The organism is Simplicispira hankyongi (assembly GCF_003570885.1).
Classification (GTDB): Bacteria; Pseudomonadota; Gammaproteobacteria; order Burkholderiales; family Burkholderiaceae_C; genus Simplicispira; species Simplicispira hankyongi.
Genome location: NZ_QXJC01000006.1, coordinates 1 through 26,228, shown reverse-complemented (window position 1 = coordinate 26,228; position 26,228 = coordinate 1). Strand labels below are relative to the sequence as shown.

Sequence of the window (26,228 nt, the reverse complement as noted above, 5' to 3'; positions counted from 1 at the left end):
CATTCATGAGCGCCAGCACACCCTCCCGCCTCGGCATCTCCGGCCGCATCGCAGCTTTCTTCCAGAGTGCGCAGATCACGCCGCTGCTGGCGCTGGTGGCCTTTTTGCTCGGCGCCTTTGCCGTGCTGGTCACGCCGCGCGAGGAAGAGCCGCAGATCAATGTGACCATGGCCAACGTGCTGATCCCGTTCCCTGGCGCCAGCGTGCGCGACGTGGAGCAGATGGTGGCCATCCCGGCCGAGCAGGTGCTCTCGCAGATCACCGGGGCCGAGCATGTGATGTCGGTTTCGCGCCCCGGCATGGCCGTCATCACGGTGCAGTTCAAGGTGGGGGTGCCGCGCACCGAGGCGCTGGTGCGGCTGTACGACACGGTGAACTCCAACGCCGACTGGCTGCCCCAGGGCCTGGGCGTGCTGCCGCCCATCATCAAACCCAAGGGCATCGACGACGTGCCCATCGTCGCGCTGACGCTCTACTCCAACAACCCGCAAACCGACGCCTTTGAACTGGAGCGCGTGGCGCACAGCATTGAGGCCGACTTGAAGCGCGTGCCCGGCACGCGTGAGGTCACCACCATCGGCGGCCCCGGCCGCACGGTGATGGTCGAGATGGACCCGGCGCGCATGGCCGGCGCGGGCGTCACCGTGGCCGACCTGCGCCGCGCCTTGCAGTCGGCCAACCTGGGGCTGCCGGTGGGCGATCTGCTTCGCGCCAACCAGGCCGTCGCCATCGAGGCCGGGCCGCTGCTGGCCAGCGCCGCCGAGGTGGCCGACCTCGTCGTCGGCGTGCAAACCGGCAAGCCGGTGTTTCTGCGCGACGTAGCAAAGGTACGCGATGGGCCGCCGCCAGCCGCGCACTACGCCTGGTACGGAACGGCCGGCGAGCACGCCGCGGAACACCCCGCCGTCACCATCGCCATCACCAAGAAGCCGGGCGAAAACGCCATCGACGTGGCCAACGCCGTGATGGCGCGCGCCGAGCAATTGAAGAACACCGTGATTCCGGCCGACGTGCAAGTGGCCGAGACGCGCAACTACGGCGCCACCGCGAACGACAAGGCGAAAAAACTGATCCAGAAACTGCTGTTTGCCACGGCCTCGGTGGTGGCGCTGGTGTTCATCGCCCTGGGCCGGCGCGAGGCCGCCATCGTCGGCACCGCCGTGGTGCTGACGCTTACCGCCACGCTGTTTGCGTCCTGGGCCTGGGGCTTCACACTGAACCGGGTGTCGCTGTTTGCGCTGATCTTTTCCATCGGCATCCTGGTGGACGACGCCATCGTGGTGGTCGAGAACATCCACCGCCACCAGCAGCTTGAGCCGGGCAAAACGCTGGCGCAGATCATCCCCGGCGCGGTGGACGAAGTGGGCGGCCCCACCATCCTCGCCACGCTCACCGTGATTGCGGCGCTGCTGCCCATGGCATTCGTATCCGGGCTGATGGGCCCGTACATGAGCCCCATCCCCATCAACGCCAGCATGGGCATGGTGCTGTCGCTGGCGATTGCCTTTGTCGTCACGCCCTGGCTGGCGCGGCTGTGGATGAAGCAGCACGCCGGCCAGGCCGAGGAAGGCCATGCCCAGCCCTCGGGCATGGCGCGGCGCATCACGCCGCTGTTCACGCGCATCTTCACGCCGTTGCTGGATGAAAAACGTGGCGGACGCAACCGCGCCCTGCTGGGCCTGGGCGTGGCATTGCTGATCGCCATCTCGGTTGCGCTGCCCGCCACCGGGCTGGTGCTGCTCAAGATGCTGCCGTTTGACAACAAGTCGGAGTTCCAGGTGGTCGTCGATATGCCCGCCGGCACGCCGGTGGAGCGCACTGCCGCCGTGATGCACGAGCTGGGGGCCTACCTGGCCACCGTGCCCGAGGTGACCGACTACCAGGCCTACGCCGGCACCGCCGCACCGATCAACTTCAACGGCCTGGTGCGCCAGTACTACCTGCGCGCCGGCGGCGAGGTGGGCGACATCCAGGTCAACCTGGTGGGCAAGCACGCGCGCGACGCGCAAAGCCACGCCATCGCCACCCGCGTGCGCCCGCCGCTGCAGGAGATTGCGAAGCGCTTTGGCGCCAACGTCAAAGTCGTGGAAGTGCCGCCCGGCCCGCCCGTGCTCTCGCCCATCGTCGCCGAAATCTACGGGCCGGACGCGCAAGGCCGGCGCGAAGTGGCCAAAGCCGTGCGCGGCGTGTTTGAGACGACCGCCGGCCTGGTGGATGTGGACGACACCAGCATTGCCGATGCACCGCGCCAGCTCCTGCTGGTGGACCGCCGCAAAGCGGCCCTGCTGGGCGTGCCGCAGCAAGCGATCGTGAGCACGCTGCGCGCCGGGCTGGCGGGTGAAGCCACGACCTATCTGCACGACCAGAGCAAGTACCCGGCCGCCGCCACGCTGCAGCTCCCACCCGAGCAACAGGGCAACCTGGCCGCGCTGCTCCAGCTTACGGTGCGCTCGGCCAGCGGCGCGCTGGTGCCGATCCGCGAACTCGTCACCGTGAGCGACACCTTGCGCGAGCAGCCCGTGCACCACAAGGACCTGCTGCCGGTGAACTACGTACTCGCCGACATGGCCGGCAAGGTGGACAGCCCGCTCTACGGCATGTTCGGGATGCGCAGCAGCATCGCCAAGCTGCCGATTCCCGGTGGCGGCAAGCTTGCGGAGTACTTCATCCACCAGCCGAGCGACGCCTGGCGTGGCTACGCCCTCAAGTGGGACGGCGAGTGGCAGATCACCTACGAAACCTTCCGCGACATGGGCGCTGCCTACGCCGTGGGCCTGATCCTGATCTACCTGCTGGTGGTGGCGCAGTTTGGCAGCTACCTCACGCCGCTGGTCATCATGGCGCCGATTCCGCTGACCATCATTGGCGTCATGCCGGGCCACGCGCTGCTGGGCGCGCAGTACACCGCGACCAGCATGATCGGCATGATTGCGCTGGCCGGCATCATCGTGCGCAACTCCATTCTGCTGGTGGACTTCATCAACCTGCAGGTGCGAAGCGGCGTCGAATTCCGGCAGGCCATCCTCCACTCGGCGATCACCCGCGCCCAGCCCATCGTGCTCACCGGGCTGGCCGCCATGCTAGGGGCCTTCTTCATCCTGGACGACCCGATCTTCAATGGCCTGGCCATCTCGCTGATTTTCGGCATCGCCGTCTCCACCGTGCTCACGCTGGTGGTCATTCCCACCCTGTACTACGCGGCGTACCGCAATCGCCTGCACCGGCTCATGCCGCCTGCAGAGGCGGAAACGCTATCCAATTAATAGCAGCTAGCGCATATGCAATAAGCGTTAGAGGCCAATTTCATTAAAAAATGACCGAAAGCTACCTCGACCTGACCCGCGACATATCGGCAGGAATCCAGCAACTGCGCACCGAGATCCCCGACACCCTGCGCGGCTTCTCCGCCATGGCGCAGGCGGCCGGCAAGCCCGGCGTACTGGACGCCAAAACCAAGGAGCTGATCGCCATGGCGCTGTCGGTTTCCTCGCGCTGCGACCCCTGCATTGGCTACCACGCCCAGGCCCTGGTGAAGTTCGGCGCCAGCCGCGCCGAGCTGGCCGAGATGCTGGGCATGGCGGTCTACATGGGCGGCGGGCCTTCGCTGATGGTCGCCGCCAAGGCGTCGGCTGCTTTCGACGAATTTGCCGCCCTGGCCGCAAAGGCCACGGCTTGACCTGAACGGAGACCTTTCATGCCCCGCCAGCGCCTCACCGCCCCCGCCTACGCGATCCTCCTTGCTGCCAGCCTTTTGTGCGCAGCACCGCAGGCGCAGGCGGCCGACCTGGCGGCCGCGTTTGCCGCCGCCGAGCAGCACGACCGCAGCTACGCCGCCGAACGCGCCGCGCACGACACGGCGCAACCCCGGCGCGACCAGGCCGCCGCACTGTGGCGGCCAGGGGTGCAATTCCAGGCAACGGCCGGGCTGGGCAGCAGCGAGACCGACACGCGCGGCGCGCAGTTTTCCGCGCCCGGCTTCGGCACGTCACAGGGCGTGGATTTTTCCACCTCGGTGACCGGCGGCGCCAGCACCCGCTGGGCGCTGCAGGCCAGCCAGCCGCTCTACAACCCGCAGCGCCGCGCCCAGCAGCGCCAGCTCAACACCGCAGCCGAAGTGGCCGAGCGCAGTTGGCAGGTCGCGGGCCAGCAATTGGCACAGCGCGTGGCCCAGGCCTGGTTTGGCCTGGCGCTGTCGCGCGAATCGCTGGCCGTGCTTGATGCGCAACTGGCCGCCGTGCAGCGCATCAGCCAGGAGGCCCAGGACCGCTACGACCTGGGCGACGCCCCCATCACCGCCACCCACGAAGCGCGCGCCCGCCTGGCGCTGCTGCGCGCCCAGCGCCTGGCCGAACAAAACGACGTGGCCGTGAAAGAGCGCGTGCTGACCGACCTGACGGGCCTGCCCGTGGCGGCCCTCGAAGCACAAGCGCCCACCCACGTGGCGGCCGACACGACGCCGCTGCCCGCCTGGCAGGCCGAGGCCGAGGCCCACAACCTGCAACTGCAACTGCAACAACTCGCCGTCGACAACGCCCAGGCCGCCGCCGACCGGCTGCGCGCCGCCAGCAGCGCCAGCGTGGACCTGGTGGCCCAGGTGGGGCAGGACCGCATTCACGGCAGCGGCGACTACGGCAGTGCGCGGAGCAATGCCACCAACGCCCTGGTGGGCGTGCAGCTCACTGTCCCGCTGTGGACCGGCGGCATGCAGGACGCCCGCGAGCGCGAGGCCATTGCGCTGCTGGAAAAAGAACGCGCCACCCTCGACGCCGTGCGCGAACAGGTGGCGCAGAACGTGCACAGCGCCTGGCTGCAACTGGCCACCGGCGCCGAGCGCGTGCGCGCGCTGGGCGAAGCGCTCGCCGCCAGCAACGAGCGCCTGGCCGCCACCCAACTTGGCCAGGAGGTGGGCGACCGCACCTTGCTGGATGTGCTCTCCGCCGAAAACGACCAGGCGGCAGCACGCCTGCAACTGACCCAGGCGCGCACCGACTGGCTGCTCGCCCGCCTGCAACTGGCCACGCTCAGCGGCCGCCCCGGCGAGGCCGCGCTGCAGGCCCTGAGCGCCGCCATGACCACCACGACCAATCCCGGCGCGAAGTCTGCCGACTGACCGCCCACGCCCCCCGTTTCAACCACCCACAGCCGGTGCACCGGCACACAGAGGAGACGAAGATGGCCCATATCGTGATTCTTGGAGCAGGCACCGGCGGCATGCCGGCGGCCTATGAGCTGCGCGCCAAAATCGACAAGTCGCACAAGATCACCGTGATCAACGCGGTCGATTACTTCCAGTTCGTGCCGTCGAACCCCTGGGTGGCCGTGGGCTGGCGCGAGCGCAGCGAGACCACCATTCCGATCCGCCCCTATCTGGAAAAGAAAGGCATTGATTTCATCGGCGAGCGCGTGGACCGCATCGACGCGGCGGGCAACCAGTTGACACTGGCCAACGGCGAGGCGGTGGACTACGACTACCTCATCATCACCACCGGCCCCAAGCTGGCCTTCGATGAAGTCCCCGGCGCAGGCCCCGGCGGTTTCACCCATTCCATCTGCGCCGTCGACCACGCCGAGCAGACCTGGGCCGATTACCAGGAATTCATCAAGGACCCGGGCCCGGCCATCATCGGCGCCATGCCGGCGGCCTCGTGTTTTGGCCCGGCCTATGAATTCGCTTTCATCTTCAACAAGGACCTGCAGCGCCGCAAACTGCGCAACAAGGTACCGATGACCTACATCACCCCCGAGCCCTACATCGGCCACATGGGTCTGGGCGGCGTGGGCGACTCCAAGGGCATGCTGGAAAGCGACCTGCGCAACAACGACATCAAGTGGATCTGCAACGCCAAGGTGACCAAGGTGGAGGCGGGCAAGATGTTCGTCACCGAGCTGGGCGAAGACGGCCAGGTCAAGAAAGAGCACGAGCTGCCCTTCAAATTCAGCATGATGCTGCCCGCCTTCAAGGGCGTGGACGCCGTGGCCCAGGTCGAAGGCCTGTGCAACCCGCGCGGCTTTGTGCTGATCGACGAATTCCAACGCAGCAAGAAGTACCGCAACATCTACTCGGCCGGCGTCTGCGTGGCGATTCCGCCCGTCGAAGTGACGCCCGTGCCCACCGGCGCGCCCAAGACGGGCTACATGATCGAAAGCATGATCACCGCCATCGTGCACAACATCGCCGCCGAGCTGCAGGGCCAGCCCGCCGACGCCAAGGGCACCTGGAACGCCATCTGCCTGGCCGACATGGGCGACACCGGCGCCGCCTTCGTGGCCCTGCCGCAGATTCCACCGCGCAACGTCAACTGGTTCAAGAAGGGCAAGTGGGTGCACCTGGCCAAGGTGGCGTTTGAAAAGTACTTCATGTACAAAATGAAAAACGGCACCTCCGAGCCGCTGTACGAGAAGCATGTGCTCAAGGCGCTGGGCATCGAGCGGCTGGAGAAATGACGCACACCCGCGCACACTCTTAAATCAATAGCTGCTAGCGCTTGCTGCATAAGCGCTAGAGGCTATTTTTACCCTAAAACTGGAGTCCCCATGAACCCACCCTACGCCTTCGCCATCACCATTGCCCAGCCCCTTGCGCAGGCAGTGGAGACGCTGCGCGCGGCGCTGGCCGGCCAGGGGAGCTGAATGACTACCGGCGTACGCATTGCTGTCCTGGGCAGCGGCTTTGGCGCCTTGTCCGCCGTGCGCGAACTGCGCGCGCGCGGCTTCCAGGACGAGATCACCCTTATTTCGCCGCGCGCCGAACTGCACTACCTGCCGGGCACCATCTGGATCCCCAGCGGCCTGCGCACGCGCGAGCAGCTCATCGTGCCGCTGGCGCCCTTCTTCGCCCGCATGAAGGTGCGCCACGTTGGCGCCGAAGTCACCGGCCTCTCCCCCGATGGCCGCAGCGTGCAGACCACGGCGGGCGAGGTGGCGAACGACGCGCTGGTGATTGCCACCGGCGGGCGCTTCATCAAAAAGCTACCCGGCATAGAACACGCCATCACACCCTGCGAAGGCATTGCGGCAGCCGAAAAGATTCGCGATAGATTGAAGGCCATGCAGGGCGGCACCATTGCCGTGGGTTTTGCCGGCAACCCCAAGGAACCCACAGCGGTGCGCGGCGGGCCGATGTTCGAGTTCCTGTTCGGCATCGACGCGCAGTTGCGCCGCGAGGGCCGGCGCGAGCGGTTCACGCTGGTGTTCTTCAACCCCTCCAAGGAACCCGGCGCCCGCCTGGGCGCCAAGGCCGTGGCGCACCTGCTGGCCGAGATGGCGCGGCGCAACGTCACCACGCACCTGGGCCACAAGATGGTCCGGTTCGAGGTGGACAAGGTGGTGACCGAAGGCGGCGAATTTGCCGCCGACCTGATCTTGTTCATGCCCGGCATGACCGGCAACGCCTGGTTCGACGCAACCGCCCTGCCGCGCTCGCCCGGCGGCCTGCTGCAGGCCGACGCCCAGTGCCGCGTACCGGGCTTCGAGCATGTCTATGTGGTGGGCGACTCCGGCAGCTTTCCCGGCCCCGACTGGATGCCCAAGCAGGCCCACATGGCCGACCTGCAGGCCGCCGCTGCCGCGCAAAACCTGATCGACGGCTTGGCCGGGCGCCCGCAGACCACGGGCTTCAAGGTGGAATTGACCTGCATCATCGACGCGCTGGGCACCGGCACGCTGGTGTGGCGCACCGAGGAGCGCAATTTGCTGCTACCGCCGATGCGATTGATGCACTGGGCCAAGCGGGGGTTTGAGCGGCGGTATTTGGGGCGGTATCGGTAGTCTTTGCGCCGGCCCGAAAGCCCTCGACAGACATTGCTGCACCAAGACAAGAAAGCCCATCATTGGCGGGTGATGTGATCGGCGCTATAATGCAGCCAACTACATATCAGGCAACTTAATAAATTATGTTTGAGCTGAGGGATCTCCCGAACTATGAAACTTTGGCCGAATTTGCCCAGCGCTACGGCAACCAGGACATCGATGGGCTGCAGACTTGGCTGATTTTGGCCTCGGCGACCAGTGAGATGCTGTCTGCGTTCGAGCGCAATCTTGCGCGCGACGGCCTTTCACAAACGCAGTTCTTCGTTCTCCTGCTGCTGAAACGCAATCCCGGCGGGTTGAGTGTTGGCACTCTGGCAGACGGGGTGGCGGTGACCTCTCAGACGATGACACGCGTTCTTGACCGCATGGAGGCGGCAGGAATGTGTACCAAGCTTGCGAACCCAGGCGACCGCCGCGCATGGATCATTCAGTTGGCTTCCGTTGGTGAAGAGCTTCTTTCTACGGCACTTCCCAGCCATTACGAATGGGTCACGCGCCTCATGAGCCGTTTCGATGCGAAGGAGCGCGAGTCGCTGCAGAAGCTGATGATGAAGCTCAACGGGCCAAGTGCTCTATCGCCAGAGCCGGGCGCCGGGTAAACCCGAAGTCGTCTGCGCATTGCTCCTTTTTTAGTTTTATATGTAGTTGACTACATAACAGCGTAGGATATTTTATGAACTCACCCCTGTCCAACCATTCGAACTCTTTAACGGCGCAACTCGTGGCGTGCGCGTTGGCAGTCGTCTCGCTTCTCTACCTTCCGTTGCCCATCTTGCCGCTGTTGGCACAGACCTATCGACTCAACCCGGGGGAATCTGGCTTCACATTGGCGGCCTTTGGTGTCGCGTACGCGTGTGGATTCTTGGTGTTTGGACCGCTTTCAGATCGCGTTGGTCGCCAACCGGTGATGGCAGGGGGGTTGCTGGCATTGGCGCTCGTCACCGTGGTGCTCACCATGGTGAGTACGCCGGGTACCTTCCTGATGGGAAGGGCTCTGCAGGGTTTCGCTGCGGCGTCGTTTCCGCCCGTCGCGCTGGCCTACCTCGCAGAGCGTGGAACCCCGCGCCAGCGGGCCTGGGGAGTGGCCTGGATGAGCACCGCCTTCCTCTCTGCTGGCCTGTTAGGGCAAATTTATGGCGGCTCCGTGGCGAACCGATGGGGTTTCGGCGTGGCACTGCTGCCGCTTTCCTGCATCTACGTGCTGACTGCCATCCGCATTGGCATCGTGAAAGACACAGCCCATCGCGCCAAAAGCCCGGTCACGTCGCTATGGAGCAACTATCGACCGCTCGGCGGTCTCCTGGCCAACGCAGCACTCCGGCGCGTCTATGTCCCCGCGTTCTTGCTGCTGCTGTGCTTCGTCGCCTTCTATGTCGAACTGGATGCGCACCTCGGCGCCGCCATGGCCCAGCAGCACATCAGTCCTTTGCTGGCTCGCGCGCTTGCGCTTCCCGCTTTCTTTGCCCCGCTCGCTGTTGCTTCCTACATCCCTCGTTGGGGCGCGCACCGGATCGCGACGGCGGGCCTTGTCGTCGCCGCAGCGGGCCTCGTGCTTAGCGCCTTGGCAGGTGCGGATCACCTGTATGCCTTACTGGGCGCCAGTGTGGTTTTCGTCGCAGGCATCGGCATCGGCGTGCCCGCACTCATCGCCCGGATCGCTGGAATAGCCGCCGCTCCAGTACGCGGACTGGCGGTTTCCTTCTATACCTTTGTCCTGTTTATCGGCGCCAGCATTGGACCGTGGGTAGCCCTCCGCAGTTCGGGATTGTCCGAAGAAGCGTTCCTGCTTGTACTTGCTGCACTCATGGCGGCCGCTGCGGGGTATAGCGCGGGCACGGCGACGGGTCTTCGCACATCATGAAACAGACCAAGCCATCCACCTCCTTTCTCGCCGCTACCGCCATGGCAATAGCTGCGGCCTATGCAGCAGGCAAGCCCTCACACAAGGAAACATCCTCATGACCAGCACCATCGTCACACCTGTCCAGCCCCCTGCCACCCATGTCGAGATCACACGCCGGCCAGTTACCGTGGATGGCGAAACCGCCACGCTGACGCGTTACGAACGCCAAGACCAGCGCAATGCGGGTCTTGGCGGCGAGCACTACAGCACAGTGGTTGACCGCTGCGGACGACTCAAAGGTTTTGCAAACATTTCCATGGAACTGGTCGGAATGGAACTTCCTTCGCGTGAACGTACGGAGCAGATCGCCCGTGCGTTTCTTCAAGAGTCCGCTCCTGACTTGCTTCCCCGGATGAAGATCAGTTGGATCGAACCGCATAACGAAGTCGTTGCAATCCACTCCGGGGACGGGACCCGCACGACGGCGACCCTCACTGGCATGAAGGTGAAGGCACGCAATCTCGCCGATGGTCGGTGGTTCTGGGTCATTGTCGGAGGGGACGGCAAGCCGATGGTTTTCGAGCGAGACATCGTGTGGGTGACGTTTCCGGGGCACCGCAAGACCGAGAAGTGGCTTCACGATGGGTGGCTGCGCGAAAACGGTGGCAACATGGAATTGCATACGAAGCGCCGCGATTCGCTGTCATCGAATCAAAACGACTGCGATGGGCTTCATTGACCATGCGTCTCGTGTGCGAAGCGGCCGGGGTTTTGGTGACACGCTACGCACTACCCGCTGCTCTGCCTTGCACATGCCGTACGTGTCGGCAAAGACCCGTAAGCCGTCTGGTGAGGGTCAATGCATCGGCCCGCCAAGCTGTTTGCTCGCCCTTGATATCGCGTAATTCACCAGGCAGTACAGCAGCGCCACCACGAGGTACACAGGCACCAGCGCGTGGTAGTTGGCGATGAGCACCTTGGCGTTCTGCATGAGCTCACCGTAGGTGACGACGTAGCCGAAGGTGGTGTCCTTGACCACGATGACCAGTTGCGCGACCAGAGCCGGGACGATGTAGCGCAGGGCCTGGGGGAAGACGATGAGGAAGAACACCTGGGCCTCGGTCATCCCCAGGCTGCGCGCGGCATCGGTCTGGCCGCGGGGAACGGCGAGCACGCCCGCGCGGTAGACCTCGGCCACCACGGCGGCGGTGGAGAGGCCGACGGGCAAGGTCAGCATCCAGTAGGTGCTCAGCTTGATCCCGGCCTGCGGCAGCACCAGAAAACACACATAGATGAGCAGCAGCGTCGGCGTGCCACGCAGGAACTCGATGACCGCGATGCTCGGCCAGCGCACCAGCCGCAACGGCGCCAGGCGCCCCAATAGCAGCACCAGCCCGAGGGCCAGCGCGATGGCGGCGGCCATCGCCGCCGATGCCAGCGTGCCGAGCAGGCCTGTGGCCAGAAAGGCCCAGGTCGTCGGCCAGGCGAAGAATTCCCAGAACCGGGCGTCGAGCTGCCCTGCGGTATGGAACCGGAACGCGACACCCGCAGCCAGCAGGAGCAGCAAGGCCGCTACAGCCACACTCACCGCCTGCATGGCGGCCTGGGCCTGGGGGCGCGGATTGCCGAACAGAATCTCTTCCAGAGGGCGGCTCATCGCAGTATCCGCACCTTCTTTTCCAGGGTGGCGCCCGCCCAGGCGATGAGCAAGCCCGTCGCCACGTACATCGCAGCGGCCACCGCGAAGGCGGGAATGCCGGCGGCGGAGTCGTTGGCGATCTTGGACACGAGCGCGGTCAGCTCCCGGCCCGGAAACGGCACCTGCGACGCTAGCGAGGTCGATAGCATCAGTGCGATCAGGAGCGAGGTCAGCGGCTGCACCACGGCGCGCAGCGCTTGCGGCAACACTATCGAATAGATGACGCGTATCGGGCGCATGCCCAGGCTGAGCGCCGCCTCCATCTGGCCGCCCGGGATGGTGTTGATGCCCACGCGCAGGTAGTCCGCCGTGAACGCGGAGCAGACCAGCATCAAGGTCAGGATCACGCTGGGCTCGTAGTCGATCAGGACGTTGAGATCGGGCAGCGCGAACACGATGAAGATCAAGAGCGCAACGCTGGGAATGTTGCGAAAGATCTCGACGTAGACAGTCAGGACGAAGCGCAGCGGCGGCAGCGGCAGGAGCCGAAGCACCGTGACGACCATGCCCAGCAGGAAGCCGGGCACGAACGACAGCGCTGTGAGCTTCCATGTCAGCAAAAGGGCCTGCCCGAAGGCAGGCCCATAGTCGGCCAGAAGCTTGGAAACCTCGCCCATCCGCTATTGAAACCCGCTATTGAAACGGGTTATGGCAGGGCGGGCGGTGTTGGAACGGCGGTACTGCCGGTGCGCTGTCCGATAGATATCGTCCAGAGCTTGGCCCAGGTGCCGTCGGCTTCCACCTTCTTCAGAAAGGCATTGACGAAGGCCACGCCGTCCGAGCCCTTGGGCAGTCCGACGCCGTAGGGGTCTTGCGCACCGAAGGGCGCGCCCGCCAGCTTCGTGTCACCGGTCCCGAGGCTCAAGGCGTTGAGCAGCAGCGTGTAATCGGTCACGTAGGCGTCCACGCGTCCCTGGCGCAGGGCGTCGAGGGCCTCCTGGTGCGTCTGGAACTCCTGCACGACCGCCTTGGGCGCGACCTGCGCCAGGATCGCGGGCCCCGTAGAGCCTGCCTGCGTGGCGACCTTCTTGCCGGCCAGGTCGTTGTACGACTGGATCGCCTTGTTGCCCGCCTTGACCAGCACCCCGGCCTGCGAGGTGTAGTAAGGGCCGGCGAACGAGATCTTCTCGGCGCGGGCGGGGGTGATGGAATAGGTGGCGAACACCATGTCCACCTGGTCATTGAGGAGCACCGGCTCGCGCGTGGATGAGGTCACCTGCGTGAACTTGTATTTGCTCCCATCGCCCAGGATGTAGCGCGTGATGAGTTGGGCCAGACCTGCGTCGAAGCCGCGGATCTTCCCGTCTTTCTCGTTGAGCAGCGAGAAAAGATTCGAGGTTTGCGTGGCGCCCAGGCGCAGCGTGCCGGCCTGCTTGATCTTGCTGGCCCAGGTGCTTGATGCAATGGCCTGCGCATCGGCGACGGGGCCCTGGGCGATCAGCGCGTCAAACGCCGCGGCATCAATGGGCGTGCCCTGTGCGAAAAGCGGCCCAGCGCTCACGATCGCCAGTGCCACCACGGTGGACTTCAGAAGAGATTGGATGGACATGCATGCCTCTCGGAGGGTGTGTGACCGAACCAATATATAGCAGTTGTGAAATGCGCGGTGCCAGCCTGACGCTGCTCTAGCCAGCGTCACCCGCCGCTTCCGGCGCCTCTGGTGCCGACGTCACGGCGGGCGCTTCCGGCGCTTCAGCGGCAGCTTTCGCCGCCGCCAGCCGCGAACGCGCACTGACCACCGAACGCGTCACCGCCCGCACGTCCATGCCGTACATGTCGGCAAAGGCTTCCACGCTCTGGCCGCTGGCCTCGTAAGTGCGCAGCAGTGCTTCGTCCTTGGCGGCGCGCTCAGCCAGTTCGGCGAAGGCTTCATCCAGCACCGCATTCGCAGCTTCATCGCGCGTGCGCACGCGCTCGGCATACGCCTCGCGGGTGAGGCCGCTGGCCTCAATGTTGTCCACGATGCGCGCGCGCAGGCGCGGCAGCAGGTCGTCCTGGCCACGGCCCTGGCGGCGCTTGTACACCTCGACCAGCGCATGGTGCACATGCTCGGGCGCCATGGCTTCCACGGGCTGGCCCTGCAAATCGTGGCGCTGCTGGCCTGCGGCCACGGCCTGCAGGTAGCGCGTGGAGCGGGTGTGGATGGCCAGCGCCTGCTTGAGCGCGTCTTTCTCAAACGCCTCGGGGTGCGCGGCCATCAGGTCCTGGAAGATGCCGCGCTTGAGCGGGCGGAACACCGCGCCAAAAAGCTGCGGGTAGAGCGCGGCAAGCTGCTCCAGCGCGGGCGGCACCGGGCGCGGCGCGCGGCGCTGGGGCGCGTCGGCGCCAGGGGCCGGTGCATTGCCGCCAGCGCGGTTGCCACGGCCCCGGCCGCCGCGTGCTTTGCGGGCTGGGGGTTGCGTGGCAGGAGCGCCGTCCCCGGCGTTCTGCGCCTGCGGCACTGGCTCGGCAACGGGCGTCAGGTCTTGGGACTCAGCGGGAGCAGCGTTCTCGGTCATGGCAGTCGGCGTTGGGAAAAACCCCCGATCATGCCAGTGTGCGCATGGCCTTTGCGTTTTCAAGCCCCGCGCAGGGCGCGCCGGTACTGCATGGCTTCGGCCACATGGGCCATCTGCGTGGCCTGTGCGCCGGCCAGGTCGGCAATGGTGCGCGCCACTTTCAGGGCGCGGTGCGTGGCCCGGGCGGACCAGCCCAGGCGCGCGGCGGCGGTTTGCAGGAATTGCGCGGCCGCAGCGTCGAGCACGACCTGCGTGTCGATCTTCTGCCCCTGCAGCGCCTGGTTGGCGCAGCCCTGGCGCGCCAGGGCGCGCTCGCGGGCCAGCACCACCCGCTCGCGAACCAAGCTGCTGGCTTCGCCAGGCGCTGCGCCAAGCAAATCGGTAGCGGGCAGGGCCGGCACTTCAATGTGCAGATCGATGCGGTCGAGCAGCGGGCCGGAGAGGCGCGCCTGGTAGCGCGAAACCTGGTCGGGTGAGCAGCGGCAGGCGCGCTGCGCCGAGCCCAGAAACCCGCAGGGACAAGGGTTCATGGCCGCGATGAGCTGAAAGCTCGCCGGGAACTCGGCGCGCTGCGCCGCGCGGGCGATGGTGATGTGGCCGGTCTCCAGGGGCTCGCGCAGGGCCTCCAAGGCAGCACGGGGAAATTCAGGAAGCTCGTCAAGAAACAAAACGCCGTGGTGCGCGAGCGAAATTTCGCCTGGCCTTGGCGGCGAGCCACCGCCCACCAGCGCCACGGCGCTGGCCGTATGGTGCGGGCTCGATGTAGGCCGCTCGGCCCAGCGCTCAATGGCAAAGCGCCCGGCCAGGCTGGCCACGGCGGCGCTCTCCAGCGCTTCCTGTACCGTCATGTCTGGCAGGATGCCGGCAAAGCGCTGCGCCAGCATGGATTTGCCCGAGCCCGGCGGCCCCATCAGCAGCAGGCTGTGGCCGCCGGCCGCCGCGATCTCCAGCGCGCGCCGGGCCGTGGCCTGGCCTTTCACGTCGGCCAGGTCGGGGTAGTGCGCATGCGCCTGTGGCGCCTGGTGCGCCATGCGCTCCCAGCCGGCATCGGCTGACGGCTCGGCGTCCGGCGGGGTGGGCAGAAAGGCGCGCACCACATCCAGCAGATGGCGGGCGCGCCACACGGCACTGCCGGGCACCAGCGCGGCCTCTTCGGCGCTGCCCGGCGGCAGCACCAGGCGCATGCTGCTTTCGCTCTCGCCTTGCGCGCCGGCGGTGTGCAGCGCCAGGCTGGTGGCCAGGGCGCCGCGCACCGCGCGCAACTCGCCCGAGAGCGAAAGCTCGCCGGCAAATTCCCAGCCCGCCAGCCGCGCGGCGTCGATCTGCCCGCTGGCAGCCAGGATGCCGAGCGCAATGGGCAAATCGAAACGGCCGGAATCCTTGGGCAAATCGGCTGGCGCCAGGTTCACCGTGATGCGCTTGTTGTGCGGAAACTCCAGCCCCGCGTTCTGCAGCGCCGAGCGCACGCGCTCGCGGGCCTCTTTCACTTCGACCTCGGCCAAGCCCACCAGCGTGAAGCTGGGCAGGCCATTGGCCAGATGCACCTCAACCGTGACCGGCGGCGCGCGCAGCCCCAGCAGGGCGCGGCTTTGCACCAAAGCAAGACTCATGAGCGGTGATCTCCCCATTGCGGTGCACGCTCTGCGCTACGGCGGCGGCCTGCGGGCCGCTGTCCGAGCGTGACGGCGTGTTGCAGCGGAGCATGCCACAGGAAGAAGCCACGCTGGCACGCTCCCTGCTTAAAGGGACTATCCCCAACGTTCCGCTCCCGGAGGACCCATGACCCACGCATCCCTCAAGACCTTTGCACTCCCACTTGTTGTGGCCTTGGCGGCCGCCTTGCCCGTGCTGGCCAGCGCGCAACTGAGCGGCAATATCGCGCTCACCACGAACTACAAGTTCCGCGGGCAAGACCAGGACACGCACAAGAGCACCGCCGTCAAACCCGCCATCCAGGGCGGTTTCGACTACGCCTTCGGCGAGTCGGGCTGGTACGTTGGCAACTGGAACTCCAGCGTGAACTGGCTGCCCCACAACTCCATCGAGATGGATGTCTACGGTGGTTACAAATTCAAGGCCGGCGCGTTCGACATTGACCTGGGCGGCCTGCTCTACGCCTACCCCGGCGCCACCAGCGGCAACACCACGGAACTGTATGGCGCAGCCACCTGGGGCCCGCTGACGGCCAAGTATTCGCACACGGTGTCGGATGACTATTTCGGCTGGGCTGGCGCCAAGGCTGGCTCGGGCCTGCGCGGGCGCAACACCGGCTATTTGAACTTTGCCTTCGCCCAGGAAGTGGCGCCCAGCACCACGCTCAAGGCCTCGGTGGGCTTCACGCGCTTTGCCGGCGATATCAAGAACAGCGGTGTGCCCGACTACATGGATTACAGCGTCGGTGGCGCCTACGACTTTGGCAGCGGCCTGAGCCTGGCGGCGGCCATTGCGGGGGCCAACAAGAAGTCCTACTTCGGCGACGTGAACAAACCTCGCCTGCTGCTGACCCTGACCAAGACGCTCTGAACGCGCCCGTATCTGAAAGGAAACATGCTATGAAAATGGTCACCGCCATCATCAAACCCTTCAAGCTCGACGAGGTGCGCGAAGCCCTCTCGGACATCGGCGTGCAGGGCATCACGGTCACCGAAGTCAAGGGCTTTGGCCGCCAGAAGGGGCACACCGAGCTGTACCGGGGTGCCGAGTACGTGGTCGATTTCCTGCCCAAGGTCAAGATCGAGGCGGCTGTCGCCGACGATCTGGTGGAGCGCGTCATCGAAGCCATCGAAGGCGCGGCCCGCACCGGAAAGATCGGCGACGGCAAGGTCTTTGTCGCCGCGCTGGAACAGGTGGTGCGCATCCGCACCGGCGAGACCGGCCAGGAAGCGCTGTAGAGCGCCGCCCTTCCATCCAACCGAGAACACCACCATGAAAAAATTGCTTGCTTCTCTCTTGCTGGGGCTTGGCGCGCTGACGCTGGGTCCGCTGGCCCTGGCCCAGGCTACTGCGGCCACCGAAGCGGTGTCCAGCGCGCCTGTCGCCGCCCCTGACGCCACGCCGGCTGCGACTGCTCCTGCGGCCCCTGCCGCGGCGATGGCGACCGAAGCTGCACCCACCGCCGCGCCCGCCGCTGCGCCCGCGCCCAAGCTCGACTCGGGCGACACCGCCTGGATGCTGACCTCGACCCTGCTCGTCATCCTGATGGTGATTCCGGGCCTGGCGCTGTTCTACGGGGGCCTGGGGCGCTCGAAGAACATGCTCTCAGTGCTGGTGCAGGTGTTCGTGATCTTCGCGCTCATCACCGTGCTCTGGGCCATCTACGGCTACAGCCTGGCGTTTGGCGGCGATGGGCGGTTCTTCGGCGGATTCGACAAGCTGTTCCTCAAGGGCATTGCGCCGGACACGCTCTCGGGCATGTTGCCGACCATCCCCGAATACGTGTTCGTCGCCTTCCAGTCCACCTTTGCCGCCATCACGGTGGCGCTGATCGTCGGCTCGTTCGCCGAGCGCATGAAATTCACGGCGGTGCTGGTCTTCGCCGTGCTGTGGTTCACCCTGAGCTACATCCCGATCGCGCATATGGTCTGGGGTGGCGGCCTGTTGGGCAAGGATGGCGCGCTGGATTTTGCGGGCGGCACCGTGGTGCACATCAACGCCGGTATGGCCGGCCTGGTGGGCGCCTACATGGTCGGCAAGCGCGTTGGCTTCGGCAAGGAGGCGTTCACGCCGCACAGCCTGACGCTGACCATGGTGGGCGCCTCGCTGCTGTGGGTGGGCTGGTTTGGTTTCAACGCGGGTTCTGCTGGCGCGGCCAATGGTTCGGCCGGTCTGGCCTTCATCAACACCACGTTGGCGACCGGCGCCGCCACATTGTCGTGGCTGGCCGGCGAGGCGCTGCACAAAGGCAAGGCGTCGATGCTGGGCGCGGCCTCGGGCGCAGTGGCCGGCCTGGTGGCCGTCACCCCAGCCGCGGGCTTCGTCGGCCCCATGGGCTCCATCGTACTGGGTCTGCTGGCCGGTCTGGTCTGCTTGTGGGGCGTGGGCGGCCTGAAGAAGATGCTGGGCGCCGACGACGCGTTTGACGTGTTTGGCGTGCACGGCGTGGGCGGCATTCTGGGTGCCATTCTGACGGGCGTGTTTGCCTCGCAAAGCCTGGGCGGCACCGGCGGGCTCACCCCCGACACCTTCGCCATGGGCGCGCAAGTGTGGATCCAGTGCAAGAGTGTTTTGATGACGCTGGTGTGGTCGGGTGTGGCCGCCTTCATCAGCTACAAGATTGCCGATCTCCTGGTGGGGCTGCGCGTACCGGAAGAAGCCGAGCGCGAGGGCCTGGACATCACCTCGCACGGCGAGACGGCCTACAGCCGCTGAACGCAGGCGCATCGCCGCTGTGCAAGAGCCCGCCTTTCGAGGCGGGGTTTTTTTATGGGCCCTTCGCTGCAGGAATAATGACCGACTCCACAAGCTTCGAGAGTCAAGCCATGGCATGGCGCGCATTGGGCAGCCCCAGCTGCGAACTGGGCGAATCGCCGTTCTGGCAGGCGGGCGACGGTCGTCTGTATTGGGTGGACATCGCCGGCCGCGCAGCCCTGCGCGCCGACCCCGCGACCGGCGCCACCGAGCGCTGGCCCCTGCCGGAGGAACCCGGCTGCATGGCCCCCGCGCGCACGGCGGGCGCGGCCAGCGGCTGGGTGCTGGCCTTGCGCAGCGGCATCTACCGCGCACGGCACTGGGGCGGCGAGCTGGTGCGCATTGCACGGCTCCCTTACGACCCGGCGCACGAGCGCGCCAACGACGGCAAGTGCGACCCGCTGGGGCGCTTCTGGGTCGGCACGCGCGACGAGCGGCCCGGCGCCAGCGCGGGGCACGGCCAGGCGGCCATGTACTGCATTGACGCGCGCTCTGGCACGGCGCAGGTGCAAGAAATGTGGGGCGGCGCGGGCACGCTCAACGGCCTGGCCTGGTCGCCCGACCAGCGCACGCTGTACGTTGCCGACACGCCGACACACCGCATCGAGGTGCGCGGCTGGGAAGCGGCTGCCAATACCCTGGGCCCGGCGCGCGCACTGCGCCAGTTCTCACCCAAGCCACCCGGATGGACCCCCGGCACCGCAGGCTACGGCGGCCGCCCCGACGGCGCGGCGATGGACGCTGGCGGCAACTACTGGTGCGCGATGTACGAAGGCGGCCGCGTATTGCAGCTTTCGCCCACTGGCGCGGTGCTGCGCGAGATCGCCACGCCGTTCGCCTGCCCGACCATGGTCTGTCTGGGCGGGCCAGAGCTGCGCACGCTGTTCGTCACCAGCGCGCGCCACGGCCGACCGGCGCAGGAACTGGAACGCACGCCGCTGGCGGGCCAGGTACTGGCGTTGCAAGAGCCGGTCGCGGTTGCCGGGCTGCCGGTGAATGCATTTCAGGAGGCTGCGCTCCTGCCGCGGGAGGGCGATTGAAACCATCTAAAATAATAGCTGTATACGCACACCCCATAAGCGCTAGAGGCTATTTTTTTTGAAATTTCCCCTCAGATTGCGCTCCCCGTTCCCGATGCGCTCCGCATCGCCTCTTGGCGCCTGCACGTCGCCACAGGGCAGACCATGCCACGCCTGACGCTACACGCCGTGAACGAGGGCGTGGTGGCCGTCCACCTGGCCAGCGGCGAACCTGTCGGCCACCTCAAACGCATTGGCGGCGTGTGGAAGTTCAAGGCCATGGGCTACGAGGACGGCAGCCTGGTGCCAGGCGGTGGGCCGCTCACCCACCAGCACAACCGCTGCTTCGCCACCCTGGACGAGGCCAGCATCACCGAGGGCCTGCTCGAAGGTTAATTGGGGCAATTAATTGGTGGCAGACCCCAAAGCCCACCAGAATCACACGCGAGCAGGCCCGCATTGACCTCGCGGGCGGGGCATCGGATACTGAACAAGGGCTGGCAACAAGCCCACACACCGCCCTTCAATCCATTCTTCGACCGCATGGCCGTACCGACTTCCTTCAGTGCCACGGGCATCTGGCGCCGCTTTGCATGCCTGGCGGCGCTGTGGTGCTGGGGCGCGGGCTGCGCGGTGGCCGCCGATGGTGCGGTGCGCGTCCTCACCGAGGAATATCCGCCCTACAACTACACCGATGGCGGCAAGCTCACGGGTCTGAGCACGCAAGTGGTCGAGGCCGTGCTCAAAGAACTCAAACTGCATGGCGAATTCCAGTCCATGCCCTGGGCACGTGCCTATGAAACGGCGCACGGCACACCCGGCGTTCTGATCTACAGCATTGGACGTACGCCCGAGAGAGACAAGTTGTTCAAATGGGTAGGCGTCATCGCCCCCACCAACTACTACCTGTTTGGCCAACCCGGCAGGGCCTACGGCATCGACTCGCTGGAGGCCGCAAAGAAGTACCGCATCGCCACGGTGAATGAGGATGTGGGCGAGCAGTTTCTGGTGGCCCATGGGTTCGTCAAAGGCCAGAACCTCCAGCCCAGCGTGAAGTACGAGCTCAACTACGAAAAGCTCAAACTTGGCCGTGTGGACCTCTGGATCATGAACGAACTGACCGCCAGTTATCTGGCACGCCAGGCGGGCGACAACCCGGCCAGGACGCTGGCTCGGGTGTACCGCATTCCCGAACTGAGCGGCGAGGGCTACTACATGGCCTTTGGCAAGCAGACGCCCGACGCCACCGTGGAGCGCTTCCGCCAGGCCCTCCAACACCTCAAGCGCAGCGGCGGCTACGAGCAGCTCCAGCGCAAGTGGCAATGAGCGCACCGTCAGGTGCTGGCTCAGGTGCGCAGCCGGCAGTGCTCGAACGCTCTGGACGCCAGCGCTCGCTCGGCTGGCGCCTGGTGTGGACCACACTGGCTTTTTGCAGCCTGTTCATTCTCGCGTCGGTAGCAACACTGACCTGGCTGGCTTGGAACACGGGCCTCGCCCGCATGGACGCCGAGTTGGCGCAGATTGAGCAGATTTACAGCGGCACCTTGTCCAAGGCCATCTGGGAACTCGATCGCGAAGCACTGCTAGCCCATGTACACAGCGTGCGGGACGTCCCGGCGGTGGGCCGCATTGTGGTGCAGGTGGCCCTGGCCAACCGGCCGGCAGAAGTCTTCGAAAGTACCCGTGACGGCTGGGCCGGGCCGGGGCGCGCACCCACACGCCGCCTGGCCTTGACCTATGAACCCTACCCGGGCGCGCACGAAACGGTCGGCACGCTGGTGCTGCAGGGCAACGAGCAGTTGCTGTGGCAGCAACTGCGCAGGCAGCTCGCCACCATCGTGCTGGCACAGCTGATGCAGTCGCTGGTGCTCGCCGGGCTCATCATGCTCATGTTCAACCGCATGGTGACGGTACACGTGCAGCGCATTGCAGCGCACTTGGCTGGCGTGGGCCCAGCGAACCTGGGGGCGCAGTTGCATCTGGACCGCGCAGGCCATGCGCAAGATGAGCTCACGCAGCTTGAATCCGGCGTCAACCACTTGCAGGCCAACCTGGCCAACCATCTGGAACGCCAGCAACGCTATGAACAGGAGCTTGCCGATCACCGCGACCATCTGGCACGCCTGGTGGCCGAGCGCACGGCAGAACTACAAACCGCCAATGCACGTTTGCAAAGCCTGGCCCGCACCGACCCCCTGACGGGCCTGCCCAACCGCCGGCAGTTCGACGAAGCCAAAACCGTGGAGATGCGCCGCGCCCTGCGCACCGGCCAGGGCCTGGCTTTGCTCATCTGCGACATCGACTGCTTCAAAGACTACAACGACCACTACGGCCATGCCATGGGCGATCGGTGCCTCAGCGCGGTGGCACACACGCTGCAGGCCCGCCTGGCGCGCGCCGGAGACGTCGCCGCGCGCATCGGCGGCGAAGAGTTTGGCGTCATCCTGCCAGGCACCGACGCAACCGGCGCCTACCTGCTGGCCCAGCGCCTGGTGGAGGCGGTAGCCGAGTGCGGCATCGAACACCTGTATTCCCCTGCGGCGCGGGTGGTGACGATCAGCGTTGGCCTGGCGGTACTGTCACCAGACGCCCACGACAACTTCGACGCCTTGTTCCAGCGCGCCGACGAAGCCTTGTACAGAGCCAAGACTGCCGGGCGCAACCAGGTCGCCGGGCCGCTCGGGTCAGCCGCCTGAAGGCCACAGGAGAAGCACCATGCCCCACTGCGTTTTGTTGTTCTGGATGCTCATCGTCGGCACGGCAGCCGTGCAGGCCCAGACCATCGAGGCCGTGACCGAGACCACCCCCTACACCTACGTGGCCAATGGCAAGGTGGTGGGCACCGCGACCGAGGTGGTGGAGCAGACCCTGCAACGCGCGGGCCTGACCGAATACAGCGTGCACCTGTACCCCTGGGCGCGGGCCTACGACATGGCGCTCAAGGAAGCCAACGTGCTCATCTTTTTGATAGCCCGCACGCCGGCACGCGAACGCCAGTTCCAATGGGCCGGCGAAATCATGAAGATCCAGTACCACCTCTACCGGCTCAAGTCGCACCCGCTGGACATCGGCACTCTGGAAGCCGCCAAGGCCTATACCATCGGCGTGATGCGTGACGATGTGCGCCAACAGTACCTGCGCGCCAAGGGGTTCGAGCGCCTGGTGGTGTCGGCACAGTCGCTGGACAATTTCCGCAAGCTGCTGCGCGGCCAGGTCGACCTGGTTCCCCTGACCACGGACGACGCCGCCTCCTTGTGCCAGCAGACGGGCTTCGACTGCGCCAACCTGGTGCGCGTGCTCACACTGGACGAAGCCTCCACCGGCCTCTACATGGCCTACAGCCTGCAGACGCCCCTGGATGTGGTCCACCGCACACAGGCCGCTTTTGACCAGCTCAAGTCCCAAGGACAGGTGCAGCGCACCATGGAGCGCACACCGTAATCGCGTCGTTGGCGCCACCCCCGGAAAAACGATAATGGGGGTCAGACCCCGAAATACCCCGGAGCAGGCGGCCCTCACACGTTGCGTGCAGAAAATTCACGCGGCTGCAGAGGGGCCTGGGCGTACCATAGCCTCCCATGGAAAGCGCTTTCTCAGACCTTATCGACCGCGTGCGCGCTGCTGCCGCACAGGCCACGCCGTTGCAGATTCACGGCGGCCGCAGCAAGGGGCATCTGGCCAGCCCGGCATCGCCAGGCGAGCCACTCGACACCCGGGGATGGGCCGGCGTCACCAGCTACGAGCCGAGCGAACTGGTCGTCACCGCACGCGCCGGCACGCCGCTGGCTGAGCTGGAAGCGGCTCTGGCCGAACAGAACCAATGCTTGCCGTTTGAACCGCCGCACTTTGGCCCCGGCGCCACCGTGGGCGGCATGGTGGCGGCAGGCCTCTCGGGCCCGGCGCGCGCCAGCGTGGGCGCGGTGCGCGACTACATGCTGGGCGTGTCGATCATTAACGGCCGGGGCGAGCCGCTGACCTTTGGCGGCCAGGTCATGAAGAATGTCGCCGGCTACGACGTCTCGCGCCTGATGGCGGGGAGCTGGGGGACGCTGGGCGTCATCACCGACGTCAGCCTGAAGGTATTGCCGCTGGCGCCTGCTGAGGCAACGCTGGTCTTTGAAGGCAGCCAGGCCGAAGCGCTTGACCGCCTGAATGCCTGGGGCGGCCAGCCGCTACCGCTCAATGCCAGCTGCTGGGTCGAGGACGAAGGCTCGGGGCGCCTGTACGTGCGCCTGCGCGGCGCCGTCGCTGCCATCGAGGCGGCCTGCCGCAGCATGGGCGGCGAGCGCAAGACTCATGCCGAGGTCGCTGGCGACTGGCAGGCCTGCCGCGAGCAGCACCTGCCCTGGTTTGCACAGCGCGTGCCGCAGCAAGGCCTGTGGCGCCTGTCGGTGCCGCAAACCGCCCCGGTGCTGGCCTTGCCCGCCGGCGTCGCCCCCCCGCTGGTCGAATGGCACGGCGGCCTGCGCTGGGTGCAGGCCGGCCACGAGCACGGCCCGGCACTTCGGCAGTTGGCCCGCAGCGTGGGCGGAAGCGCTTCGTTATTTGTAGCTGCAAGCGTAGATGAATCAAGCGCTAAAGCCGGTTTTGATGCTGCTTCTCCAGCCTTGCAGAAGATTCACGCCCAACTGCGCCAGGCGTTTGACCCGGCGGGCATCTTCAACCCTGGCCGCATGGGCGGGTGCTAGCGCCGTGCGCCGGTTTCGCCACCTGACCGACCAGCACCGCACAGGCACCCACAACCGGCGCCTGGGCCTGCTGCTGGCCTTCAACGCCGGTGCCATCAATGCCGGGGGCTTTCTGGTCGTGCACCTGTACACCTCGCACATGACGGGCTTTGTCTCCATGCTGGCCGACAACCTGGTGCTGGGCAACATGGTGCTGGTGCTGGGCGCCTTGGGCGCCTTGCTGGCCTTCATCAGCGGAGCGGCCACTACGGCCATTCTGGTGAACTGGGCGCGCCAGCACCGGTTGCACGGGACCTACGCCCTGCCGCTGCTGCTGGTCGCGCTGCTGATGCTGGTATTTGGCCTGCTGGGCGCCATGACGCTCAACTGGCACACCCCGTTTGCCGTGCCCGCCACGGTGCTGCTGCTGTCCTTCATGATGGGGCTGCAGAACGCCACGATCAGCAAGATGTCGTCGTCCGAGATCCGCACCACGCACATGACGGGCAATGCAACCGACCTGGGCATTGAACTGGGCAAGCTCCTGTACTGGAACCGCAGCGGCAAGCCGCCCGAGCAACAGGTGCGCGCCAATCGCCGGCGCCTCGGCTTGTACGCCAGTCTGGTGAGCATATTCTTGCTGGGCGGCGTGGCCGGCGCGGCGGGCTTCAAGCACGTGGGCTTTGTGTTTGTGGTGCCGCTGGCATTGGTGCTTTTCACGCTCGCCCTGCCGCCGCTGTGGATTGACCGCGCCCACCTGCGCGTCATGCTGAGGCGCACAGACAAATCGAGTGCCACGCAGCCCGGTCACAGCTCCTGACCCCCGTACCCCTACCGCCATGCAAACCCAGCTCGCTCCCGAATTCCAAGGCACGCCCGAAGGCGCTGAGGCCGAAGCCATTCTGCGCAAATGCGTGCACTGCGGCTTTTGCCTTGCCACCTGCCCGACCTACCAGCTGCTGGGCGACGAGCTCGACAGCCCACGCGGCCGCATCTACCTGATGAAACAGGTGCTGGAAGGCACCACGCCCACGCGCGCCACGCAGTTGCACCTGGACCGGTGCCTCACCTGCCGCAACTGCGAGTCCACCTGCCCCAGCGGCGTGGAATACGGCAAGCTGGTGGATATCGGCCGCAAGATCGTGGAAGACAAAGTGGGCCGCCCCGTGATTGAGCGCGGTGTGCGCTGGGCACTCAAGGAAGGCCTGCCCTCACCGCTGTTTGGCCCGGCCATGAAGATGGGCCAGGCGGTGCGCGGTCTGCTGCCGGAAACCTTACGGGCCAAGGTGCCGCCGCGCGAAAACCCCGGCGCGTGGCCCACGCGCGAACACGCCCGCAAGGTGCTGCTGCTGGCCGGCTGCGTGCAGCCGGCCATGATGCCCGGCATCAACAGCGCCACGGCGCGCGTGCTTGACGCCATCGGCATCCAGACCGTGATCGCTCCCGACGCCGGCTGCTGCGGCGCCGTCAAGTTCCACCTCAACGACCAAGACGGCGGCCGCGCCGAAATGCGCGCCAACATCGACGCCTGGTGGCCGCAGGTAGAGAGCGGCGCGGTGGAGGCCATCGTCATGAATGCCTCGGGCTGCGGCGTGACGGTGAAGGAATACGGCCACCACCTGCAGCACGACCTGCAATACGCCGACAAGGCCGCCCGCATCAGCGCGCTGACACGCGACCTCTCGGAACTGCTGCCCGAGATTGCGCCGGCGCTGCAAGGCAAGCTGCGGCGCGTGCCCCAGGGCGTGATCGCCTTCCACCCACCCTGCACGCTGCAGCACGGCCAGCAGCTGCGCGGCGGCGTCGAGCAGCACCTGCGCGCGCTGGGGTTTGACGTGCGCCTGACGCTGAACGAATCGCACCTGTGCTGCGGCTCCGCCGGCACCTACTCGGTGCTGCAGGCAGAGCTGTCGCACCAGTTGCTGGAGCGCAAGATCGGCCACCTTGCTGCGCTGGAGCCCACTGTCATCACCTCGGCCAACATCGGCTGCATCACCCATTTGCAAAGCGGCACGGCCACGCCGGTGAAGCACTGGGTGCAGGTGCTGGATGAGGCGCTGGCGTAGAGGGCCCACAGCGCAAAATTTCAAGCAAAATAGCCCTCTAGCGCTTACCAATCAAGCGCTAGCAGCTATCAATTCAAGAGTACTGGCGGCGCGGCGCGGCGCCCCTCACTGCTGAATATCCCCCAAACACAGGTACTTGATCTCCACATAGTCGTCCATGCCGTGGTGCGAGCCCTCGCGCCCCAGGCCCGACTGCTTGATGCCGCCAAAGGGCACATGC

General features: G+C 66.2%; 25 protein-coding genes. 19 read left to right on the top strand and 6 right to left on the bottom strand.

Annotated features, from left to right (window positions below; genetic code table 11):
• Positions 1–5 precede the first annotated feature (5 nt).
• The 8 genes from D3F03_RS13390 (at position 6) to D3F03_RS17310 (ending at position 10,391) form a co-directional block, all read left to right on the top strand.
• Positions 6–3,263: an efflux RND transporter permease subunit gene (locus D3F03_RS13390; protein WP_119109940.1), complete on the top strand. Its 3,258-nt coding sequence runs from the start codon at positions 6–8 to the stop codon at positions 3,261–3,263.
• 50 nt (positions 3,264–3,313) lie between these two features.
• Positions 3,314–3,676, top strand: coding sequence for a carboxymuconolactone decarboxylase family protein (locus D3F03_RS13385; RefSeq protein ID WP_119109939.1), 363 nt, complete (start codon positions 3,314–3,316; stop codon positions 3,674–3,676).
• Between the two features lie 18 nt (positions 3,677–3,694).
• The gene (locus D3F03_RS13380) at positions 3,695–5,110 is read left to right on the top strand and encodes a TolC family protein (protein WP_119109938.1); all 1,416 of its coding nucleotides are present in this window, start codon (positions 3,695–3,697) and stop codon (positions 5,108–5,110) included.
• Positions 5,111–5,172: 62 nt separating this feature from the next.
• On the top strand, positions 5,173–6,444 hold the full coding sequence (locus tag D3F03_RS13375) for an NAD(P)/FAD-dependent oxidoreductase (RefSeq protein WP_119109982.1): 1,272 nt from the start codon (positions 5,173–5,175) through the stop codon (positions 6,442–6,444).
• A gap of 186 nt (positions 6,445–6,630) precedes the next feature.
• Positions 6,631–7,767: an NAD(P)/FAD-dependent oxidoreductase gene (locus D3F03_RS13370; RefSeq protein ID WP_119109937.1), complete on the top strand. Its 1,137-nt coding sequence runs from the start codon at positions 6,631–6,633 to the stop codon at positions 7,765–7,767.
• 125 nt (positions 7,768–7,892) lie between these two features.
• The gene (locus D3F03_RS13365) at positions 7,893–8,408 is read left to right on the top strand and encodes a MarR family winged helix-turn-helix transcriptional regulator (RefSeq protein WP_119109936.1); all 516 of its coding nucleotides are present in this window, start codon (positions 7,893–7,895) and stop codon (positions 8,406–8,408) included.
• A 74-nt stretch (positions 8,409–8,482) separates the two neighbouring features.
• Positions 8,483–9,670: an MFS transporter gene (locus D3F03_RS13360; RefSeq protein ID WP_119109935.1), complete on the top strand. Its 1,188-nt coding sequence runs from the start codon at positions 8,483–8,485 to the stop codon at positions 9,668–9,670.
• A 97-nt stretch (positions 9,671–9,767) separates the two neighbouring features.
• Positions 9,768–10,391, top strand: a complete 624-nt coding sequence (locus tag D3F03_RS17310) for a hypothetical protein (RefSeq protein ID WP_199665471.1) — start codon at positions 9,768–9,770, stop codon at positions 10,389–10,391.
• A 117-nt stretch (positions 10,392–10,508) separates the two neighbouring features.
• Here D3F03_RS17310 and D3F03_RS13350 read toward each other — a convergent pair whose 3' ends face one another.
• The 5 genes from D3F03_RS13350 to D3F03_RS13330 form a co-directional block, all read right to left on the bottom strand.
• Positions 10,509–11,309 (bottom strand): amino acid ABC transporter permease, encoded by an 801-nt coding sequence (locus tag D3F03_RS13350; RefSeq protein WP_119109934.1) that lies wholly within the window; start codon positions 11,307–11,309, stop codon positions 10,509–10,511.
• The gene (locus D3F03_RS13345) at positions 11,306–11,968 is read right to left on the bottom strand and encodes an amino acid ABC transporter permease (RefSeq protein ID WP_119109933.1); all 663 of its coding nucleotides are present in this window, start codon (positions 11,966–11,968) and stop codon (positions 11,306–11,308) included. Before D3F03_RS13345 ends, D3F03_RS13350 begins: the two co-directional genes overlap by 4 nt.
• Positions 11,969–11,997: 29 nt before the next feature.
• Entirely contained in the window at positions 11,998–12,900 is a 903-nt protein-coding gene (locus tag D3F03_RS13340; protein ID WP_119109932.1) for a glutamate ABC transporter substrate-binding protein, read from the bottom strand.
• A gap of 76 nt (positions 12,901–12,976) precedes the next feature.
• Positions 12,977–13,849, bottom strand: coding sequence for a ProQ/FINO family protein (locus D3F03_RS13335; RefSeq protein WP_119109931.1), 873 nt, complete (start codon positions 13,847–13,849; stop codon positions 12,977–12,979).
• 59 nt (positions 13,850–13,908) lie between these two features.
• A complete protein-coding gene (locus D3F03_RS13330; RefSeq protein ID WP_119109930.1) occupies positions 13,909–15,459 on the bottom strand; it encodes a YifB family Mg chelatase-like AAA ATPase in 1,551 nt (516 codons plus the stop codon).
• Between the two features lie 169 nt (positions 15,460–15,628).
• Between D3F03_RS13330 and D3F03_RS13325 the strand changes: the two genes are divergently transcribed.
• From D3F03_RS13325 to glcF, 11 genes are all read left to right on the top strand, one after another.
• Positions 15,629–16,372 carry a TorF family putative porin gene (locus D3F03_RS13325; RefSeq protein ID WP_119109929.1) on the top strand — a complete coding sequence of 248 codons (744 nt, stop codon included), beginning with the start codon at positions 15,629–15,631 and terminating at the stop codon, positions 16,370–16,372.
• A 29-nt stretch (positions 16,373–16,401) separates the two neighbouring features.
• Positions 16,402–16,740, top strand: a complete 339-nt coding sequence (gene glnK, locus D3F03_RS13320; RefSeq protein WP_119109928.1) for a P-II family nitrogen regulator — start codon at positions 16,402–16,404, stop codon at positions 16,738–16,740.
• A gap of 34 nt (positions 16,741–16,774) precedes the next feature.
• A complete protein-coding gene (locus tag D3F03_RS13315; RefSeq protein WP_119109927.1) occupies positions 16,775–18,217 on the top strand; it encodes an ammonium transporter in 1,443 nt (480 codons plus the stop codon).
• 110 nt (positions 18,218–18,327) lie between these two features.
• Positions 18,328–19,296, top strand: a complete 969-nt coding sequence (locus tag D3F03_RS13310; protein ID WP_119109981.1) for an SMP-30/gluconolactonase/LRE family protein — start codon at positions 18,328–18,330, stop codon at positions 19,294–19,296.
• A 144-nt stretch (positions 19,297–19,440) separates the two neighbouring features.
• Complete coding sequence (locus tag D3F03_RS13305) at positions 19,441–19,671, top strand: hypothetical protein (RefSeq protein ID WP_119109926.1); 231 nt, start codon at positions 19,441–19,443, stop codon at positions 19,669–19,671.
• Positions 19,672–19,818: 147 nt separating this feature from the next.
• Positions 19,819–20,601, top strand: a complete 783-nt coding sequence (locus D3F03_RS13300) for a substrate-binding periplasmic protein (RefSeq protein ID WP_119109925.1) — start codon at positions 19,819–19,821, stop codon at positions 20,599–20,601.
• Positions 20,598–21,971: a sensor domain-containing diguanylate cyclase gene (locus D3F03_RS13295; RefSeq protein WP_119109924.1), complete on the top strand. Its 1,374-nt coding sequence runs from the start codon at positions 20,598–20,600 to the stop codon at positions 21,969–21,971. The genes D3F03_RS13300 and D3F03_RS13295 overlap by 4 nt, the downstream gene beginning before the upstream one ends.
• 19 nt (positions 21,972–21,990) lie before the next feature.
• Positions 21,991–22,716 (top strand): substrate-binding periplasmic protein, encoded by a 726-nt coding sequence (locus tag D3F03_RS13290; RefSeq protein ID WP_119109923.1) that lies wholly within the window; start codon positions 21,991–21,993, stop codon positions 22,714–22,716.
• 137 nt (positions 22,717–22,853) lie between these two features.
• Positions 22,854–23,963, top strand: a complete 1,110-nt coding sequence (glcE, locus tag D3F03_RS13285) for a glycolate oxidase subunit GlcE (RefSeq protein ID WP_119109922.1) — start codon at positions 22,854–22,856, stop codon at positions 23,961–23,963.
• Between the two features lie 4 nt (positions 23,964–23,967).
• A complete protein-coding gene (locus tag D3F03_RS13280) occupies positions 23,968–24,762 on the top strand; it encodes a YoaK family protein (RefSeq protein ID WP_245960624.1) in 795 nt (264 codons plus the stop codon).
• Between the two features lie 19 nt (positions 24,763–24,781).
• Entirely contained in the window at positions 24,782–26,008 is a 1,227-nt protein-coding gene (gene glcF, locus D3F03_RS13275) for a glycolate oxidase subunit GlcF (RefSeq protein ID WP_119109920.1), read from the top strand.
• Between the two features lie 105 nt (positions 26,009–26,113).
• Here the strand turns inward: glcF and D3F03_RS13270 are convergent.
• The coding region (locus D3F03_RS13270) for an aldehyde dehydrogenase family protein (RefSeq protein WP_119109919.1) at positions 26,114–26,228 on the bottom strand (115 nt) is incomplete at its 5' end.